This is a genomic window from Pseudoalteromonas sp. CO348, assembly GCF_004208845.1.
Taxonomy (GTDB): Bacteria; Pseudomonadota; Gammaproteobacteria; order Enterobacterales; family Alteromonadaceae; genus Pseudoalteromonas; species Pseudoalteromonas maricaloris.
The window spans coordinates 24,520-43,449 of the sequence record NZ_SGPI01000011.1 but is presented as its reverse complement, the minus strand read 5'-3'; the positions used below and the strand labels follow the sequence as shown (position 1 = coordinate 43,449).

Genomic DNA, 18,930 nt, shown 5'->3' with positions numbered 1-18,930 from the left:
GTGAAGTTACCTTCACTCTCTTTACGTTGCGATGACATCATACAATCAGATCCAAAGCTATATTCAACAGCGTCAATTTCAAGCGGCGCATCACGCATTAGTCGCTCGCATTAATACCAATGCCAACGATCACCACGCGTACGCCTTATTGGCCGAATTGAATATCGCTCTCGGTAACCTCAGCAAAGCGCTAAAAATTTACGACAAGTGCCTAAGTTTATTTCCCTGCGCACTTTACTCATTGAGCGCTGCCAAACTTGCGCTTTTTACCCAAGCACCATTAGTGGCAAAGCGCTATATTCTGCATTTGCTAGGTAACACACAATTGTCAGGGTCAGAGCACGATACCCTCGCAAATATCTTACTGAGATTAAACCAATATACTGACGCTGGTTGGCATTTTAGCCATGCCTACACTCGCTCACCACACTGTCCTGAAATCGCGCTCAACTATGCAATGCATTTAAAGATGTCTGGTGAATTAGCACAAGCACGGACGCTGCTTGCCTTTTTAGTGCAAACAAACCCAAGTAATGCAAAGTGCCAGTTAGCCTACTCAGAGCTGACTCCTGTAGAATTAGCATCGACTCGCATCGCTCAGTTAGCAACTGAAATAACAGCGCAAACTGCTCCACTTACATTACAACGGCTTTACCATGCCCTGGCACTCGAATACGAAAAGCAGGAAAATTATCCCAAGGCATGGCAAAGCTTTATTGCCAGTAAACAAGCGATAAGTGCCGAGATTTCCTATTCATCTAAACAAATGACTGGCTATTTTCAAGCACTCGGCAAACTTCTAGACAAGCCTATTGATTTTGCTCCAGAGCAAACGCTTGCACCAGTATTTATCATTGGGCTACCACGCTCAGGCACCAGTTTAATGGAGCAGATCTTAGCGCAATTGTCACTACAACCGCTGGGAGAGACCAATATATTGCCCCAAGCACTTAGGTTTTCTCATGACTACAACAGCAATATTCAACATATCAGCCACGCCTATGAAGAAGCTAACGCCATTGAGCAATACCGCCTCTTCACTGCGCAGTCCGTTACTGGTGCTCAACGTTTTATAGACAAACAACCATTTCATTTTTTCTTTATCGATTTACTCGCAAAGGCGTTTCCACGCGCAAAATTTGTCGTGATGAAGCGAGACAGAACAGATACTTGTATCGCAAACTTCCGTCAGCTATATCAAACGAATAGCCCCTTCCATGGCTACTCATACCGGATGCAAGATATTCAAGCTATGTATGATAATACATATGCGTTTTTGCAAGATGCTGCGCAACAACATCCGACTCAAATTAAGTTTGTGAATTATGAATCGCTGGTAGAAATGCCTCAGGCAGTGATGAAGGAAGTCTGTCAATTTCTCGAGTTGGATTGGCAAGACAATGCACTTCACTTTTATAAGCAAGGTTATTACTCAGCGACAGCCAGCAAAATGCAGATCAGACAGCCATTGAACAATGCAAGTGTGGGCAAATATCGAAATGTATACCCAATATAGGAATATTGCCCCATTGCAGTGATGATGCTAACGTTAGACAAAAGGAATACAAAACAATAACGATATGAAGCAACTACTCTCTATTATATTTCTAACTGCATTAGCGGCCTGCACGCCATCAGAAATTACCAAGATAGAGCAAGCATTAACCCTTGCTCAACAGCAACGAAATTTAGATGCCCAACTTAACGCGCTCAAGTCGCTCAATGAATATGATAATAATAAGTGGCGAGCGTTATACCTAGAAACATTGAATGCCTCCACTTTGCTATCCGATGCACAACGCGCCTATGACAACGGCAACATTGTTACAGCCCAGATAGGAGCTGGACAATCCAAAGATATTAATAACTCATTGCAAGCGGATACATTGCTGCGTGCGTTATCTATCGATTACCCACTGACTGAATTGATTGATGAATTAGTCCAATTGCACACGACAGCAAGTAAAAATGAAATATCGTTCACCTCTTTTTTTAACCACTCTCCTAGCAAGTGGAATACTATCGAGATCAATCAAAAGCTGCTTGCCATAAATACTAAGATAAAAACAATTACTGAGCAGATTGAAACACTGCAAAATATTCAAAGACAATCTCAAAGTTACCAAGCAGTATTAGTAGAAGCAAAACGGCAACGAGGTTTACTAGTTGAACAGGAAGCTATTTTTTTACGCCACTTGCAACAACAGTTCAGTGTTTTACATCAAGCTCAATTTGCAAAGATTTATCAAACAGTGGCCGAACAACTTAATAACTTTGACGAACGAGTAGTAGCCTCAATGATCCGCCAAGATCAAAACAAGTTAATTGAGACGATGCAGCATCAAAGCGAGCTGTTGTACAATATTGATCTCATGCTAAAGCAGGCAGGTTCTGAAAGACATGCTGAATTTGAGCCTTTTTATCTTGCCTATATTCAATTACTGAATAAACCCAAAGATTACAGAGAGTATGTACGCAAGGGGGAAGCAGCGCTCACTTTATTTGAGCACGCCGGAGCCCCTCATAATTTTTATCAACAGTATCAAACATTAGTGTCAGAGCCACTAACACTGAGCGATGATTTACTCGCTTTTGCACGCTCACAAAATGAATCAAAGTTTTTGTATAGAAAATACTAGCGACTAGCTATCCACCATGCGAGCAGCACAATGGCCGTTGTGAGAATAACGGCTTTTATTTTATGTTTTTTAATTAGCTTTTCGGCCTGATCACCAGCAAAGTAAACGACCGCCGCCAAGCCAAAATAACGTAGTGAACGGGCAATACAGGTTGCAATTAGAAATTGTAATAGTGAAAATTTTGTGGCGCCTGCTGCTAACATGGCAATCTGAAAAGGTACTGGCGCAATACCTAAGGTCAACACAAACCAAAACCCCTGACTTTGCATCTGCGCTTTCACTTGCTCAAACTGAGACTGACTCGACAGCAGCTCAATAACGGAATCCCCCACTGCATCAAATAAATAGTAACCCAACGCATAACCAAATAAGGCACCAATCACACACCCAACCGTCGCCATTAACGCAATTAGCCATAGCTTTTCTCGCCTTGCTTGCATAAGCGGCACCATCACAGCTTCAAGCGGAATAGGCACGATGGTTGACTCTAAAAAAGAGGCAACCGTGATCCCTTTGAGCATATTTTTTGATTCCACTAATCGCTTGGTCTTCTGCTTCAATTCAGCCGTTAACGCCATCACACTTCCCCCTGATTTTTCCAGTAATGGAGACAAGCATAGCCTAAGCTAAGTTTCTCCTTCCTGAATTAAGCAGTGCTTTATATATGCGGGTATTTGTATGTGCGGACAAATGCGATACCCTGTTTTAGAGTGAATTATTGGGGGATGTTTCTGTGAATTATTTGGCGCATTTGTACTTTGCCAAACCGACTGCCGCATCGCACTTTGGCAACTTGCTCGGTGACTTTCAAAAAGGCGTGAATATACAAGCACTACCTAAACCTGTGCAACTTGGTCTACAAACACATAGGCAAGTCGATAAATTTACCGATAGCCACTCGATTACAAAATCTGCTAAACAACTTTTTTCGCCCACGCGTCGCCGTTTTGCAGGCATTGCACTGGATGTGTTATATGACCACTTTTTGATTAAACACTGGCAGCAATATCACAGCACCTCGCTTGACGACTTTAAGCGTCAGAGCTTTTCCCTGCTTCACGATAACTTGCACATCATGCCCGTACACATGCAACGAGTCGTTAGCGCAATGACACAAAATGATTGGTTTGCCACCTATGAATCCGTGGCCGGTGTGGGCCATGCGCTCGATAACATCGCTAAACGTATTCGTTTTCAAAACCAATTTGCTGGCAGTGAAAGGGATATTACAAAGCACTATCAACAACTAGAGTCAGGATTTAATGTCTTTTTTCCACAATTAATTGCTCACATGCAACAACAACTCATAGAATCTGAAATTTAGAGTAAATACTCCTCTATATTTGCTCTATGGTTATCAACTATAATGCAGAGATATTTGTTGGTAATGGGGTTTTTTGCAGTGTTAAACAGAGTTAGGTTGCTTTTTGTCCAAGCACTATTTACGCTATTTTTACTTTTAACTCCGTTTTCCAGCCATGCTAGTGCACTGTTACCCACACTTGAAACGTTAAAGCAGCTGTTAACCGATAACCCATCTGTTGCGCTTGAAGAAATTGACACACTCCTAAACAAAAACACGACTCCAACTTATCTTTCAGCAGCTTGGTTTAAACTCAGCCTAATGAAGATTGAAGCCCACTCTTTGCTTGGCCATTATGAAACTGCTTATCAGGCGATAGATGAGCTCAATCAGGTGTTAGATAAAGTGGCAGACCCTGATGCCAAGAGTAAATTGCTATTGAGCCACGCCACGGTGCTACTTAGTCAAAATCGTGCGACAGAGGCAGAAGAAAAGCTTGAGCTGGCACTCAACACCACCTCTCAAGCCGATGAGCGGTTAATTGCAGATATTCATGATCGCCTTGCTCATATTAACCGCTTTCGGGCAAACTACCGTAGCGCGCTAAATCATGCTGAGCAGGCCATCCAAATTGCAAAACGCATTAATGATGTTCCGCGACTCGCAAGTTTCTATAACCAAATTGGCATTGTTTACGATTACATGGGCCAAATTGAACAAGCTATCAGCTATCATGAACAATCTCTTATGCTTCAGCGCAAACGCAATAACCAGCAAGGGATCTCCAACTCACTGTACAACATCGGCGAACTCTACCGTGATTTAGAAGAATTTCCTCTTGCACTATCACATTTTGAGCAGGCGCTCAGGGTTGATAAGCTATTAGGTAATCCGCGTCATATCGCCAACAGTTACGGTAAGATTGGCCAAGTTTTATATCAACAGGGAGAGTATAAGCAAGCTCAGGTGTTTATTCTAAACGGCCTTGCCCTAACAAAAAAAATGGAGGCTGACAGCGACACGGCTTGGCAATTAAGTAATTTAGTCAATGTCCAACTAGCTCAAGGTGATGTGAATGAAGCCTTAAATAGTGCAAATGAAGCGCTTACGCTTGCGATAAAATCCGGTGCCAACCGAACAGAGCGCACCGTTAGGCTGGCACTTGCTAATGTCTATTTGGCTCAAGATAAAAGTGAAGACGCCAAAGAACAGCTTGAACTATTACTAAAGCAACCTCAGCTTGGCACTCAAACGCAAAGCGATATTCACAAACAGCTGGCCGCAATTTATCAACAAGCAGGCGCATTTGAAGCCGCACTTGCTCAATTAAAACAATATCAGCAAGCACAAACTGAACTAAAGAAGGTTAGCGATAAAAACAAAGCGTACAAAATGGCATTAAACATAGAACTTGTGAAAAAGGAACAAGCACTTAGCCTGTTACAAAAAGAGCAGTCTCTGCAACAAGCAAATTTAGAAAACCTAAAGTTGCAGCGAGGCTTGGCCATCGCCTCTGCGCTGTTGCTGCTCGCAGGGCTTGCCATATATTTTTTAAGACAACGCCAGAAACAAAAACTAGAAGCCTTAGAACAGCACATGGCCGCGCGAGCTTTAGAGCAAAAAAACCAATTGCTCGCCGATATTTCTCACGAGTTGCGTACCCCGTTAACCGGACTAAAACTGACAATTGAGGCGATGCAATTTAATATCGAGCCTGATATTGATGTCGCCTATAAAAAAGTGAACAGTAAAATCAACCAACTAGATACCTTAATCTCGGACATTTATCAGTCCGCTCAGTTTGACAATAATGTGATGTCGTTAGAGATCAGGCCACTTGATATTAATACCCTTGTTAAGGATTGCTGCTCTGAACTCACGCCTGTTTTTGCGAAAAAGCAGCAATCTCTGCGCTGTAATTTAAGTGAGCAAGTCTTGCAAGTAGAAGGCGACCCACAGCGTCTAAAACAGGTCATCCTGAACCTTTTACGGAACAGTCATTTTTACACTGATGCAGCAGGAACCAGTCTAATACATACACGCTTAGTCGACTCATATGCCATTATCACAGTGGAAGATTCAAGCCCAGGAGTAGCAACCTTGGAGCTAGATAAAATTTTTGAACGACTTTATCGCTGTGAACACTCCAGAAGCCGGGATCTTGGCGGCTCGGGGCTTGGACTTGCGATTAGCAAACATATTGTGTTGGCGCATCATGGTTCTATCAACGCCAATCATAGCCCGCTTGGCGGGCTACTCGTTGAAGTGAAGCTTCCGATTAAATCCGCTCAAAACGATATAGGCCACGCCAAATCACCGCAGTGATCTCACCTTTGTCATTCGTTTCAATGGTGACATCTGCGCCCCCTTCAAGCTCAATCAGGGTGTCTTCCTCTGTGGCAACGAATGCCATCAGGTTATCGCGGGCCATATCTAAGACGTTAAATCGCGTACCATCTCGGGTGATTTTCATTTTAAACTGATGATCTTTCTCATAAGCATACAGACCTTCCAATTGCTTTGCGCGTGCCTCAGATAATGTAATCGCTGTTATTTTTTTACTACGTAGAAAATCCCAGCCGTAATGTTCGCTGATGGCAATGCGAAGCTCACCAAATACGGTACTCGCTGAGTCGCCATTGGACATCAATATCATCCCCTCGCCTTTTTCTACATATGCTTCAAAACGGTTGCTAAAGCCTTTATTTTTCCCACCATGGGTGAAGATAAGTCCTTGCTCACGCTGTTCAAGCTCTGGTCCCAAGCCCCATACGTCATGATGAACTTCAAGCATTTGCTTCGCCAACTCTGGCGTGATGGGCCCCACGGTATTGCCGGCATACGCTTGTTGTACGGCCATAATATATTTAGCAAGATCCACCGGAGTGGTCCAAAGACCAGCAGCGGCTTGTTCTGGATAAACATGCCAGTCCCCCTCGACTTGCTCGCCTTTATCGTCAAACGCAGCACTGGCTTTTGACCATAGCGTTTTCGGCAGTGGTTGCGCATAGGTACTGTTGTGCATCCCTAGCGGAGTTAAAATTGCCTGTTGGACATACTCTTCAAATGGCATTTTTGTCACATCTGCCACGAGCAATTCCATTACCGTGTAACCACCGCCAGAATAGCGCCAAGCTTTACCTGGCAAAGTGTCAACCGTCACTAAGTCGGTATTGCCTTTCCCCATTAAGACTTCAACATCGGTTGGAATTTTACTACCACGCACGTAGCCCGGAAAACCATGTTGAGTGAGCCCCGAGGTGTGAGTCATTAACTGTCTCAAAGTAACAGGATTGGCTTTGGTAAATTCGTTCGTTGGTACTTTCCAAGAGGTGAGATATTGATTAACGTCAGCATCTAAATCGACTTTACCATCTTGTGCTAGCTTTAATACCGCAAGCGCTGCAACGGGCTTACTTATTGACCCTGCCTGAAACAGCGTTTCAGTGGTCACTTTTCGATTTTGCTTTTTATCTGCAATGCCAAAACCCTCAGCCCACACCACTTTACCATCTTTGATCACGGCAAGGCTTAAGCCCGGCAAATGCGTTTCTTGAAGACGCGTCTGCAAATCTACAGGTTGGTATTTTTGGCCTTCTAACTGCACTTTAGGTAAGAGGTTATGAGCAACTTGTTCAACTTGATGTTGAGCCGAGTCAGTGGCGAAGGATGTCTGACTTAGCAAAGACGAGCAAAATATGGCGCAGTACAATAGTTTCGACATGATATTTCCCTTGTTATTATCGTTATTCACTCACTTTACACACTGATAAATGTGCCGTGAATGAATAACAGTATAATCATGAGATGAAGAAAAATGCACCTACATCAACTTTGTGCCTGAGACACTCGGCGATTAACGGGGTAACGCTCGAAATCCTCCCAGTAATGAATACCACCTATCATCTCTTTTACTTGATAGCCCATTTTTGCGAGCTTATAGGCGGCCTTTGTTGCGCCATTACACCCAGGACCCCAACAATAAACCACGATTGGCGTAACCTTGTCATACTTAGTCATCGTCAGTTCACTTATGTCTGCGCTTGGCATATTGACTGCGCCTTGAGCATGACTTTTGGCAAAGGCTTCATTCGACCTGACATCAAATAGCACAAAATCCTGCTGCCCCGTTAACATCGCCTGATAAACATCAGCACAATCCGTTTCGCAAGCCAGCTTCATTGCAAAATACTGTGATACTTCTACTTTCATCTTTTAACTCCTATTTAAATAACCTGAGCTGCGGATAAATATTTAACCTCACCCGAGGTCAACTACGTTACGCACTCGACTGGCGTTAATGAATTCATATTTTTTGAAGGCGATGTTCATCATTTCAGAATAGGCAATCGCAGCAAGCTAATTTAAACTGGTGGTATTCAATACGTAATTGAGTTTAGTGCAATGGAGTTTTACCATTTAAGGTCGTTTGTTGCGGTTGCAGAGGCCCAAAATCTAACAGCAGCAGCGAAACGACTGTACACCACACCACCTGCTATCAGCGCCCATATCAAAACGCTTGAGGAAGAACTCAATACCGTGTTGTTTCACCGTTCTAGTAAAGGGATGCAGCTCACAGAACAAGGTAAGATCTTGCTAGACAAAGCTAAGTTAACGCTTGCAAGTGCAAATGATTTAATGCATACCGCAGCGCAAGCCAAAACACTGCTCACAGGCGAGTTCAGACTTGGCTTGAACCACCCTATCGGCACCTCGAGCGAACTTGGCACACTGATAAAAACCCTCAACCAGCACTTTCCAAGTCTTTCTTTTTCGCTGGAATTACTCTCAAGTGGTGTCATCGTCGACAAACTCAGTGATGGCCTACTTGATGGTGGGGTTATTTATGGCGAAGTACCTGCACATTTTAGCGCTGTACCGCTCACAGAAGTTGCAGTTACCACCGCTTATCCTGCATCTTGGCCTGTGCCATCACATAAAGCCGAATTAGCACAGATGACGTGGATACGTATGGGAAAAGGCTGCCCTTTTGATAAGCAACTTGATCAACAGCTAAGCGAAGTAAACGCGGTAAATATTAATGCTGCGGATGAGCGCTCCCGCTTGGCTTTAGTTAAGGCAGGGCTCGGCGTGAGTTTTATTGAAACCAACGCCATTGCAGATCAAGGAGCAGAGGTTGCCTTGTCTAGTTTGCTAGACTTTTCGCTCCCTGTACATTTTGTTGTGGCAAATCAAGCGCTCACAGAGCCTAAAGTGAACGCCGTGTACCAAGTCGTTTGTGCGTCTATTGATGCTGCGCAAGGATAATCCCCTGCTGCTTTTTCGGCATTTTTTCGACTACAAGGCGAAATGAGTTATCCATCATCCGCTCAAGTTCTCCAGTTGGAATAGAACCATCGAGCACCACCGTGTTCCAGAGCTTTTTATTCATGTGGTAACCCGGTAACACCGCACTAAAAATATCTCGCAGCGCTTGCGCTTCATCAGGATCGCATTTGAGATTTACGCGCCAATGGGGATGCTCGTCATCTTCTTTGCCCATTTTACCAAGCGCCAACGTCGCGAACATTTTGTCTTTCACTTTATATACATCAACGCCTTCACCAAAAGTTTGACTTACGCTGGTATAAGGTTTTGCAAGCAAGTAGTCGTGTACTTGTTGATGGTTCATCTTATTCTTCTGCCTTTAGATTAATCGTTGCCGCTTAGTAGTAAAGCATAATACCAAGCGGCGTAGTAGCATAAATTACTCAACCTGAGGTTTGAATAAGAAATACGCTAACTCATTGTTTTGAAGCTCAGGTTACTCAGGTTGTGGTGCCTGCCCTTGCCAACTCCAACTTGGAAATAGTTCGCCATTCACGACGGCATTATTACCAGAAAACAGCGAGTGCGGCCTTTCTTGCGTTACCCAATTTGTCGCAGAGGAGTGCTCCAACTCAAAAACCACGTTCCCAAAGAAGCTGTAAGGCCCTGACAAAGTCGAGTTTCTATAAGCAGCAAACAAGGTTTGGCCGCCCATCATCAGTTCGCCAACACTACTTTGCTGGTCGATTTCGGCGGCGCCTTTACTCCAGATCATCAATAGATTTATATGCGACTGCCCATCTGCTAAAAAGTAGCCATTTCCAGCAACTTGTACTGCGTCGAACTGGTTCCCTTGCGTACTTCTAGCATTGGCGGTGTCAAACACATATGCTGTCATCGCCTGATTGCCGGCTACAAATTCAGCAAAAGCCCCCCCTGCTATTTTCACTTTAGCTTGGTTTAGATTACTTAAGTAAAGATTACTATTATCTGTCACGATATAGTGGTATTCAGGCTCAGTGCCTTGCACTTGAGTCGCGACATTATCCAATCTTGCCATTCCCTGCGCCGTCACCGTTACGCTACTTTGCTGAGCGGTGCTGACAAGCCCTAAGTTATTGAGCTTAACCGAACCAGACTCCACTAATACGGTCGGCTGCACGCCGCTTAACGCCGCAGAGATAACATCTTGAGTATTATCAGACCCCGAAATGGTGATACCTGGTCTCGTGATCTTAATTGGGCCCTGACATTGCCCTTGAATAGCATAGGTAATTTCATCGACAGGCCAACTTACTTGCTCAACTGCACGTTTCAGTAAGCTGGGGTTAGTATGACAGTTGATAGCAAAAGTATACGACCCACTGATACTTTGTGATGCGACTTGCTTTGCCAAGACATGCAGCCTTTTGACATCGCTGTCATTTATGTCCTTTGCAAAAACATGGGAAGCGCAGATAGCGGATGCAACTAAACAGGTTGCAAATATGCTTGTACTTAATTTCATTTCCTTATCCTTTACACGGTTAATCCTGCCAATTGCAGTACCCTAAATCCTAATACAGATCCTTTGTTTTGCCAGGGCCTGTTGATCTTTGCTGTTTGACTTTTGTTCTCCTGAGTGTGTTTTGGTTGCGACGCTCGACTTGCCGCCTAGTAATCTAGGCAAAAGTTGAGCAACAATGAACAAAGCGCACTCAGGTGAACCCAAAGGGCAGTGCTTGATTGGCATTTCTTCTGTGTTGCCCCACAAGGATGTGGGGTAAGGTGACTTTGCAGGAGCACAAAGTCTTTATCGCCTGACTTACATAGAACAACTATGCTACGCAGACTCTGCCTTGTATAAATACCAATCAAGCTGCTGCAAAAACAAACTTGAAAGATAAACAGGCCCTCGATATAAAATGCACTGTATATTTAAACACTACTGACACTCCCTGACACAACATCGTGGTTTACTCTTTTTGAACTCAAAAAGGAGAAAGACCATGCAACAAAATGTCGTAGAGATTGTAAAATTTAAATTGGCTCTTGGTGCTACAGAGAGTGACATTATGGGTGTAAACCCAGCATTTACCGAGTGGGTTGAACAGCAACCTGGGTTACTATATCGTTCGTTGACTAAAGACAGTCAGACTGGCGAGTATTTAGATATTATTTATTGGCAATCGATGGAGCATGCTAAAGCGGTTTCGGCGCAATTCCCAACAACCGAAGTATGCCAAAGATTAACGCAATACATAGACAGCGAGAGTGTCACCATTAGTCACAGTAATGTACTCTCTCAAACCCCATGTAGCGGTTAATTAATCTGAGATTTGAATAATACCAATTGAATTAATTCTCTAATCAATTTGAAGGGTGAAATAGCATATTAGCTTCGTTAAAAATTTCTCATTTAGAACAACTAAATAGCAAAATTTTTGCCTTGCTACTAAAGCCATTTCCCCGCTTCAAGATAGATCATTTACTTAATACAACTGGTATAACAAGGAAAACTCGTGCATAAATCAGAACGTCTCTTTCAGTTAGTGGATCTGCTCAAGGGTCGACGATTAGCGGTTACCGCTAAATCATTGGCCGATCACTTTACGGTATCTGAGCGTACGATTTATCGCGATATTCAGGACTTACAAAGTTCTGGCGTGCCAATTGAGGGGGAAGCAGGTGTCGGCTATATCATTGGTGACTACCCACTGCCCCCTATGATGTTTAGCTATGATGAACTCACCGCATTGTTACTTGGTAGTAAAATGGTTGGAGCATGGACGGATCCCGAACTTAGCGCGCATGCAAAAGCGGCCATTGCCAAAATAGAGGCCGTGCTACCCGCTCACCTCAAACAACAGCATGACCACTCCCCTTATTTGGTCTCGAGTTTTAAGCACGGACCACAACAACAATCCTTTAGCGCTACACTTAGGCTCGCCATTGCGGCTAAGCAGTGTGTACAACTTGAATATCAAGACGTTGCAAAGCAACAAACCCAGCGTATTATCGAGCCACTCGGATTGGTTTATTGGGGTGGAAAGTGGACGCTGGTCGCATTTTGTCAGCTCCGCAGTGATTACCGTGAATTTCGCTTGGACCGTATCACCGCGATACATAAAAGTGAGCTGACCTTTACCGTACGTCCTGATAAAAACCTCAATCATTATGTTGAGTTAGTTAAAGCCAAATACGCCGAAGAAATTGCACAATACCAATGCCAAGCGCCTGATAAAAGTAGCAACTAATTCTAAGCTCACTGCCCGATTCATATTTTGTTACTAATACTTGCGCATCTAAAACCAACCTTTTCAAACTGCACCGCGACTAATTTTGTGAATCAGACTTATTCCTTCGAGGTGCTTATGAAAACCACAAAATCAATATTCATAATTTCGGTAACACTGGCTTTGAGTGCCTGCGTTGGCTACTCCAATGCCAATCCAACCGAGCCGCAAACGCAAGGTAGCTACCAGCTTATCGCTTACCAAGACTGTAACCCAATAATCACACACACCATGGACGCCGAACAGGTGGCCGCATACAAAGCACTCAAAGCGGCAGAGCTTGATATGTCAGCTTCTGAGTTACCAATGAAAGATATTGAAGACAAGCTCGCACTGCTCAGCAAAGAAATGGAAGCCATTAGTAAAGAGGCCATACAAGAAGACGACGATCGGCTTGTGATCAATAAAGCACTACTGGCTAAACAAGAAGAAAAGGCCAAGCAGATTGAGGCAGTAATTGAAAGTCACGCCGCCAATTTTGATGCCATTGACGACTATGCCGAAAAAATCGAAGCCGCAGCAAATCGTTTTGATAAGGCGTTAAAACCCATAATCGGTGACTTAAAAGAGGTCAATATTAATATCATCGAACCCGGTGAAACCCCAAGTGCCCGTTGCCTCGCGTCAAGCTAAGCAAGTTGAACTGATTGAATGGAGGAAAATATTCCTCCAACTGTATTTGCTCATCGCTGCTCTTACTATTTAGACAAATTGGTATGGACTTTAACTGGCAGGCGGTTTTGAGCAAAATATGGCTACTTCATTAAATGCTTTATGCGTATTAGTTCACATATAAAATATGTTATGTTTGTTCATGCTAGCCTCAGCTGTTTAGTTATTTAACAAATTAATTATGGCTCTGCTTTATATAAAGCGAACCCACGAAAAAAAGAAGGCTAGCACGGTGTGGAAGTCATTATATCTATATTTCGGAAGGTCGGCAGTGAATGATATTGAAAGGAATAAGTTAATCAAAACTAGCTGGGATTTGCATCGTTTGGTAGAAAATAGCTACCTTGGCAATCCCGCTACCAAAGGCGATGAAGAATGGCTAGAAAAACAGCGTATTCTATTAGCTGATATGGCTATTCATCTATTACAAACGGCTATTAAGCCAGGTAACATAGAGCTTGATAAATTAAAAAATAACCTGCACTCAATTCTAACAATCACAGATCAATTTTTACCCCACTCAGGACTTAAAGAAGCAACAGAGAAACTTTACGAGTAAACATATAACACATGTCCAAGTTAGTATTGCCATAGTTTGGTTTCCTGTAGTACTCATATTTTGCAGTTGACTATAGCGATAACAGCCGGTGTTATTTATTGCATTACTGATACTTTTGCATGTTGAGCAAATGACGGGACAATTTTGGTTTGTACTCTGCACCGTGTTTGTCGCAGCACGATATTGGCACAGCTACGAGCACGTACTGGGCAGTAACTTACGATTAAGAACCCTAGCATTTGGGTTAAGTAGCTTTTGCTTGTTTTTTGCCTGGTTTAGCTTCTTGTTCGATAGGGTGTAAAAAGTCTCTGGTCAAAGGGTTTTTACACTGGCTAAGTTACGCACAAGTTTGTTACATTAACTACAACAATAACCTTAGGTTTTCGTTGTGCTGCAGTCTAGGTTGAATGACGTCAAAATATACAGCAACTTTAGTGGGAAGCTTACGCTCCTACTCGCTGTTATTTACGGCGCCGTATTTTTGTTTAGCTCCTCAATTTTTGCGCTTGATGACAATTGCTCGCTCACGATTGCTCACGGCAACTCGATTTCGCTTGCTATCAATACCACGTCTTATAGCAAAATTGAGCGCGGCAACAACACCGTCTCTATAGCCTGCAATTTAAATGAGGACAGCGTTATTTCATTTGTAGATGTTGGCCTTAATCACTATCAGTGGCGAGTCAACGCCCCGTCGCCAGTTAAGTTCTCACAGCCCGCATTTATCATTCCAAAAGGTAGGTACACAGCAACCTTAAGCTTAGATTCTATGCAAATTCATACGCCAAGATTTAGGCTGATGAGCATGGGGAAATTTATTTGGGAAAGTCAAAAAAGCAGCCTAGTCATGGGCGCATTTTATGGCCTTTGCTTTACCTTGATTTGCTATGTATTGATCATGGGTAGTCGCCTCAATGATCCTATATTTAGACTCTACGGCGCTTATATCTTCTGCCTTTGTGGATTTGTATTATTCCAAGAAGGACAATTAAATCTTTTTGTTTCATCTCAGTATAAACCATTACTCAAACACGCATATTTACTTAGTATTGGTCTCACTGTGGTTTCGGCAACCTGGTTTATGTTGAGTATCCTACTTGTTGACAAACAGTGGCCAAAACTCGTGTTGGTACTTAAAAGTGCCGCGGGTATCGTGATGCTCCTGAGCATACTTAAAATTCCCACTCAACAAGCACAATTGTCCTACTTATTAAGCCAAATTATGGCCTATATAACCCTCGTTATTGTCGCCACTATCTTTGTGCTATCTGCTCTTCAAACCAAGCGCAAAATTGGCGAAGCAAGTTTGGTTTTTGCGGCACTGAGCCTAGTATTAGTTGGTATGGTATTTCGCGTGCTGTTAGTGGGATATAGTCCATTTATGCAGCGCTATGCACTTATTTTTGCGTTTGCCATTGAGTCTTTACTGCTTGCCGTTGCCGTATCTAAACGCATTGGACGGCTCAGACAGCAAAAGCAACAAGCTGAAAATGAAGCAAATTATGATCAATTGTGCGGCATTTTTAACCGTCGAGGCTGGTACAAACAAGCCAACGTGCTAGTCGAGCAATTTAATAAGCGTGGTGGTGTTTTGGCATTATTTTACATTGACTTAGATAAGTTTAAGTTGATTAATGACCAATTTGGTCACGATGCTGGAGATAAGGCGCTTGCCCATGTTGCGACGTTTTTGTCATCAAGTATCAGAAAACAAGATATTGTAGGACGCCTAGGTGGCGATGAGTTTGCAGCCCTGTGCTTATTTGACGACACACAGTCTGCAGAAGAAAAAGCACAACAGCTGCAACAACAGCTCAATACCTTGCAATTTAGCCATGGGAAACAAAAAGTGGTAATTCAAGGTAGTGTCGGACGAGCATTTTCCCAACACCCGATAACAGATATCAGCGATTTAATCGCACAAGCTGACAAACAGATGTATCAGCAAAAAACCTTATCTTAAAGCTTAGGCTGCCTTAAGGTAAGGCTCTTGGCCTTTGTGCTTTACGCTACGTTGATAACTACCTTTGCCTTTTTTGCTTTTTTCAACTTTCGCCTTAAACAACGGGCTGGTTACCAACGCTTTTAGTGCGTTGTCTTTAATTTCACCACGCTGGTGCGCATGCTGAAGTTTGCTTTTTTTAGTCATGACTTACTCCAAATAAGAATCATATAAATTGATAGTGTTGATGCATAATTTCCGACCATCAACAAGCGCGAATATTAACCTAAATGCTTTAAAGCGCAATGGCTTTTAGCAATAAATTTTCGTCTTTTTTGACTGCTATTTTAAAGTTAAGTTCATACCTACACTCTATACTTAAATGCAGCCCTTTCAAGTCAAGCTAAACGTTCGCGACAATGACCGATATCAAGATTGCAACCGGGATCAGCATACATTATCAGGACGAGGGAGCGCCTCACGCCCCCGTCATTATTTTGATAATGGGTCTTGGGGCACAAATGACAATTTGGCCAGATGAATTGTACTTTGGGCTAGTCAATAAAGGTTTTCGGGTGATCCGTTTTGATAATCGCGACACGGGATTATCGAGCCACTTGGATCATCTTGGTTCACCGAGTGTGATAAAAACCATGCTGAGTAAAAAGCTTCCCATCCGCGCTTCTGTTCCCTATACCCTAGAAGATATGGCTGAAGATGTTGTCGCTTTGATGGCAGGACTTAAGATTAAACGCGCCCACCTTGTTGGTGCTTCTATGGGCGGGATGATTGCACAAATCGTTGCCGCTAAGCATAAAAAGAAAGTGGTAAGTTTGACCTCAATTATGTCAACCTCAGCATATCCCAAGTTTACCGCAGCAAATGTAAAAGTCATGCTGCAACTAGCAAAAGCACGGCCAAAGTCAGACTGCCACCAATCTGCCATTCAATACAATATAAAACTCAACCAGCTGATCGGCAGTCCCGCCTACCCTCAAGACGAATGGACGCTACATCAACAAGCCAAACACAGTATTGAACGCGCACATAACCCGCAAGGATTTAAGCGTCAGCTTGCGGCGATTGTCGCAAGCCAATGTCGCAAGCACACGCTGGCAAAGATCAAAACGCCTACACTTGTTATCCATGGTACAGACGACCCTATTTTTCCCGCGGCCGCTGGCCAGCAAACCGCCGCTACTATTCGCAAATCTAAACTAAAACTGGTCAATGGGATGGGCCATGACTTCCCTCCAATGCTCATGCAAAAGATTGCCAAATGGGTGGCAAAACACGTAACAAAAGCAGAGCGAAAGCGATTGAAAAAGAAACAACACAAACAAATTGCAACCCAGGAGACTGCGAATAAAAAAGTCCCGAAAAATCAATCAAACACACCCCAACAAAACACACTTCACAATAAATAACATTCCCTGACATTACGCCCTGTAACGCCTGACAGTGCTAGCCTTCGCATCGTAATTCAAGCTAAATCAGGAACACCAATTCTATCCTTATCGTTAAATTAAAGTAAATTTCTATTTGACAAACGTACATAAAAGCAACAACAATTAAACCGTTCCAAACCAATTTGGACGCCAAAATAAAAATAGCCATGGATACAACATCAACAGATATCTACCCACAAAAAGTGGAACGATACAAAAGAGGTCAACATGAACATCATTATAGCTAAAACGCGATTCCAACATTCTTTTATAGCAGCCGCTTTAGTGAGCCTGGGCTTAAGCTCGGCGCACGCAAACAGCGATCTGACTACTGCCAATGCCGCTGCTATCAGCGCTTCAGGAGAAAACCAGCCCTATGAGGGCAAAGTCAACGCATTTGATAATAACCACTACAGCAAGTGGCTTACTTTTTCAGCTTCCGGTTGGATAAGTTATGCGTTTAACGAAGCGGTGAATTTAACAGCTTACACCCTCACTTCCGCGAACGATGCGCCACAAAGAGATCCCAAAAATTGGACGCTTCAAGGCTCTCAAGACGGTCAAGTGTGGTTCACTATAGATTCGCAAAACAATCAAAGTTTTGCTTCGAGACATCAAACTAAGCAGTTCAATGTCAGTATCAATCAAGCGTACCGCTTTGTGCGCTTAAATGTCACCGCAACGCAAGGTGCCAATTTATTACAGCTTGCAGAAATCGAATTTATCGGTGCTCCGGCAAACGGTGGTACAACCTTGCCATTTAACCGAAGTGGTAGCGTTACCCCTGGCCAATGGGCGCATTTTGGGCCATTTACAAGCTCAGCTCCTATCACAGCAACCTTGACTGGCAGCGGTGATGCGGATCTATACCTAAAAGCAAATAGCCAACCGACCACCGCAAGTTATGACTGCCAAAGTATCAATGATGCCAGCTCCAACGAGCGCTGCGATATAAGCTCAAATGCGCCGGTTTATGTTTCTGTATACGGTTTCCAAAGCGCCAATTATGAATTAGCCGTCAGTAGCGATAGCACACCACCAAACGACACGTGGCAACGTCCGGAAGTAAACTTTGTTGATGTAAATCCTGAAACACAAGGCTCGGCATTATTTAAACGGATCATTCCAAACCCAGCTGCACACATGGCTGAACGCTGTGTAGATGTAGCAAAAGTGCTATACCGCGACGCCAGTGAATCCCAGCGTTTTAGAAAATTACAGTTTGAGTTGAGAGCCAAAGATCATTGGGGTAAGGATTTCGTTGCCTATAAGATGGGACAAGACGGTTCGGGTGAGATGACTATCGTCGTTAGCACTGCGCACTTAGAGCGTATTTATCGCGATAATAATAACAACGATGCCGTGATCCGTGATGAAATCGACGGCATTTTATTCCACGAAGTCACCCATGGTTACAATAACTCGCCGCTGACTCATGACAGCTATGGTGATGGCAAGGCAAACTGGGCATACACCGAAGGTCTAGCTGATGCCGTGCGGATCGGTGCTGGTTTTCATAAGTCACGCTCACCAGATATCATCAACGCTAAACGCTGGCTTAGTGGCTACACCACAACTGGATTTTTCTTACATTACGTCAAACAACAGCACGACTCTGAGTTTATCTACAAGTTTAATAAAGCGGCGAAAGATATGGGTAATTATACCTGGTCATTTGATGCTGCATTTCAACATATCTTGGGCCGAAGTGTTGAAGATGTTTGGAACGAATATGTCGCCTTTATCCAAAATGGCGGACAACTGGAGTATTAATTTTTAAATCGTAACTCTGCCACGTAAAAGAGTCTAAGAGATTCCTTTACG

The 18,930-nt window shown here is 43.3% G+C and carries 19 protein-coding genes; 13 read left to right on the top strand and 6 right to left on the bottom strand.

Annotation, left to right across the window (positions count from 1 at the left end):
- Positions 1–31: 31 nt before the first annotated feature.
- Both EXT48_RS03850 and EXT48_RS03845 read left to right on the top strand, forming a co-directional pair.
- Positions 32–1,516, top strand: a complete 1,485-nt coding sequence (locus EXT48_RS03850) for a sulfotransferase (RefSeq protein ID WP_130163622.1) — start codon at positions 32–34, stop codon at positions 1,514–1,516.
- A 64-nt stretch (positions 1,517–1,580) separates the two neighbouring features.
- Positions 1,581–2,639, top strand: a complete 1,059-nt coding sequence (locus EXT48_RS03845; RefSeq protein ID WP_130163621.1) for a hypothetical protein — start codon at positions 1,581–1,583, stop codon at positions 2,637–2,639.
- Here the strand turns inward: EXT48_RS03845 and EXT48_RS03840 are convergent.
- Positions 2,636–3,217: a YqaA family protein gene (locus tag EXT48_RS03840; RefSeq protein WP_130163714.1), complete on the bottom strand. Its 582-nt coding sequence runs from the start codon at positions 3,215–3,217 to the stop codon at positions 2,636–2,638. The two genes, EXT48_RS03845 and EXT48_RS03840, sit on opposite strands and share 4 nt — an antisense overlap.
- Before the next feature lie 155 nt (positions 3,218–3,372).
- Here EXT48_RS03840 and EXT48_RS03835 point away from each other — a divergent pair, with 155 nt between their 5' ends.
- Together EXT48_RS03835 and EXT48_RS03830 are read left to right on the top strand one after the other, a co-directional pair.
- Entirely contained in the window at positions 3,373–3,963 is a 591-nt protein-coding gene (locus tag EXT48_RS03835) for an ACP phosphodiesterase (RefSeq protein WP_130163620.1), read from the top strand.
- 96 nt (positions 3,964–4,059) lie between these two features.
- On the top strand, positions 4,060–6,267 hold the full coding sequence (locus EXT48_RS03830; RefSeq protein WP_240703343.1) for a tetratricopeptide repeat protein: 2,208 nt from the start codon (positions 4,060–4,062) through the stop codon (positions 6,265–6,267).
- On the opposite strand, the gene EXT48_RS03825 is transcribed toward EXT48_RS03830, so the two are convergent.
- Together EXT48_RS03825 and EXT48_RS03820 are read right to left on the bottom strand one after the other, a co-directional pair.
- Positions 6,221–7,666, bottom strand: coding sequence for a serine hydrolase (locus EXT48_RS03825; protein WP_130163619.1), 1,446 nt, complete (start codon positions 7,664–7,666; stop codon positions 6,221–6,223). The two genes, EXT48_RS03830 and EXT48_RS03825, sit on opposite strands and share 47 nt — an antisense overlap.
- A 104-nt stretch (positions 7,667–7,770) precedes the next feature.
- Positions 7,771–8,154 carry a rhodanese-like domain-containing protein gene (locus EXT48_RS03820; RefSeq protein ID WP_130163618.1) on the bottom strand — a complete coding sequence of 128 codons (384 nt, stop codon included), beginning with the start codon at positions 8,152–8,154 and terminating at the stop codon, positions 7,771–7,773.
- A 192-nt stretch (positions 8,155–8,346) separates the two neighbouring features.
- Between EXT48_RS03820 and EXT48_RS03815 the strand changes: the two genes are divergently transcribed.
- Positions 8,347–9,210 (top strand): LysR family transcriptional regulator, encoded by an 864-nt coding sequence (locus tag EXT48_RS03815; RefSeq protein WP_130163617.1) that lies wholly within the window; start codon positions 8,347–8,349, stop codon positions 9,208–9,210.
- Here EXT48_RS03815 and EXT48_RS03810 read toward each other — a convergent pair.
- Entirely contained in the window at positions 9,188–9,574 is a 387-nt protein-coding gene (locus EXT48_RS03810; RefSeq protein ID WP_130163616.1) for an MmcQ/YjbR family DNA-binding protein, read from the bottom strand. The two genes, EXT48_RS03815 and EXT48_RS03810, sit on opposite strands and share 23 nt — an antisense overlap.
- A 132-nt stretch (positions 9,575–9,706) precedes the next feature.
- Entirely contained in the window at positions 9,707–10,717 is a 1,011-nt protein-coding gene (locus EXT48_RS03805; RefSeq protein WP_130163615.1) for a hypothetical protein, read from the bottom strand.
- Positions 10,718–11,198: 481 nt separating this feature from the next.
- Between EXT48_RS03805 and EXT48_RS03790 the strand changes: the two genes are divergently transcribed.
- The 6 genes from EXT48_RS03790 to EXT48_RS03765 all read left to right on the top strand — a co-directional run bounded on the left by EXT48_RS03790 (position 11,199) and on the right by EXT48_RS03765 (position 15,679).
- Positions 11,199–11,516 carry a hypothetical protein gene (locus tag EXT48_RS03790; RefSeq protein ID WP_010375910.1) on the top strand — a complete coding sequence of 106 codons (318 nt, stop codon included), beginning with the start codon at positions 11,199–11,201 and terminating at the stop codon, positions 11,514–11,516.
- Between the two features lie 195 nt (positions 11,517–11,711).
- Positions 11,712–12,446 (top strand): YafY family protein, encoded by a 735-nt coding sequence (locus EXT48_RS03785; protein WP_130125926.1) that lies wholly within the window; start codon positions 11,712–11,714, stop codon positions 12,444–12,446.
- A gap of 117 nt (positions 12,447–12,563) precedes the next feature.
- The gene (locus EXT48_RS03780; protein WP_130163613.1) at positions 12,564–13,118 is read left to right on the top strand and encodes a hypothetical protein; all 555 of its coding nucleotides are present in this window, start codon (positions 12,564–12,566) and stop codon (positions 13,116–13,118) included.
- Positions 13,119–13,428: 310 nt separating this feature from the next.
- The gene (locus EXT48_RS03775) at positions 13,429–13,716 is read left to right on the top strand and encodes a hypothetical protein (protein WP_130163612.1); all 288 of its coding nucleotides are present in this window, start codon (positions 13,429–13,431) and stop codon (positions 13,714–13,716) included.
- Between the two features lie 88 nt (positions 13,717–13,804).
- Positions 13,805–14,017 carry an MAPEG family protein gene (locus EXT48_RS03770; protein WP_276320162.1) on the top strand — a complete coding sequence of 71 codons (213 nt, stop codon included), beginning with the start codon at positions 13,805–13,807 and terminating at the stop codon, positions 14,015–14,017.
- An 87-nt stretch (positions 14,018–14,104) separates the two neighbouring features.
- Complete coding sequence (locus EXT48_RS03765; protein WP_130163611.1) at positions 14,105–15,679, top strand: diguanylate cyclase; 1,575 nt, start codon at positions 14,105–14,107, stop codon at positions 15,677–15,679.
- Positions 15,680–15,682: 3 nt separating this feature from the next.
- On the opposite strand, the gene EXT48_RS03760 is transcribed toward EXT48_RS03765, so the two are convergent.
- The gene (locus EXT48_RS03760; RefSeq protein WP_010606219.1) at positions 15,683–15,865 is read right to left on the bottom strand and encodes an alternative ribosome-rescue factor A; all 183 of its coding nucleotides are present in this window, start codon (positions 15,863–15,865) and stop codon (positions 15,683–15,685) included.
- Between the two features lie 212 nt (positions 15,866–16,077).
- On the opposite strand from EXT48_RS03760, the gene EXT48_RS03755 reads away from it, so the two are divergent.
- The gene (locus EXT48_RS03755; protein ID WP_130163610.1) at positions 16,078–17,085 is read left to right on the top strand and encodes an alpha/beta fold hydrolase; all 1,008 of its coding nucleotides are present in this window, start codon (positions 16,078–16,080) and stop codon (positions 17,083–17,085) included.
- Between the two features lie 249 nt (positions 17,086–17,334).
- Positions 17,335–18,879: a basic secretory protein-like protein gene (locus EXT48_RS03750; protein WP_130163609.1), complete on the top strand. Its 1,545-nt coding sequence runs from the start codon at positions 17,335–17,337 to the stop codon at positions 18,877–18,879.
- Positions 18,880–18,930 lie beyond the last annotated feature (51 nt).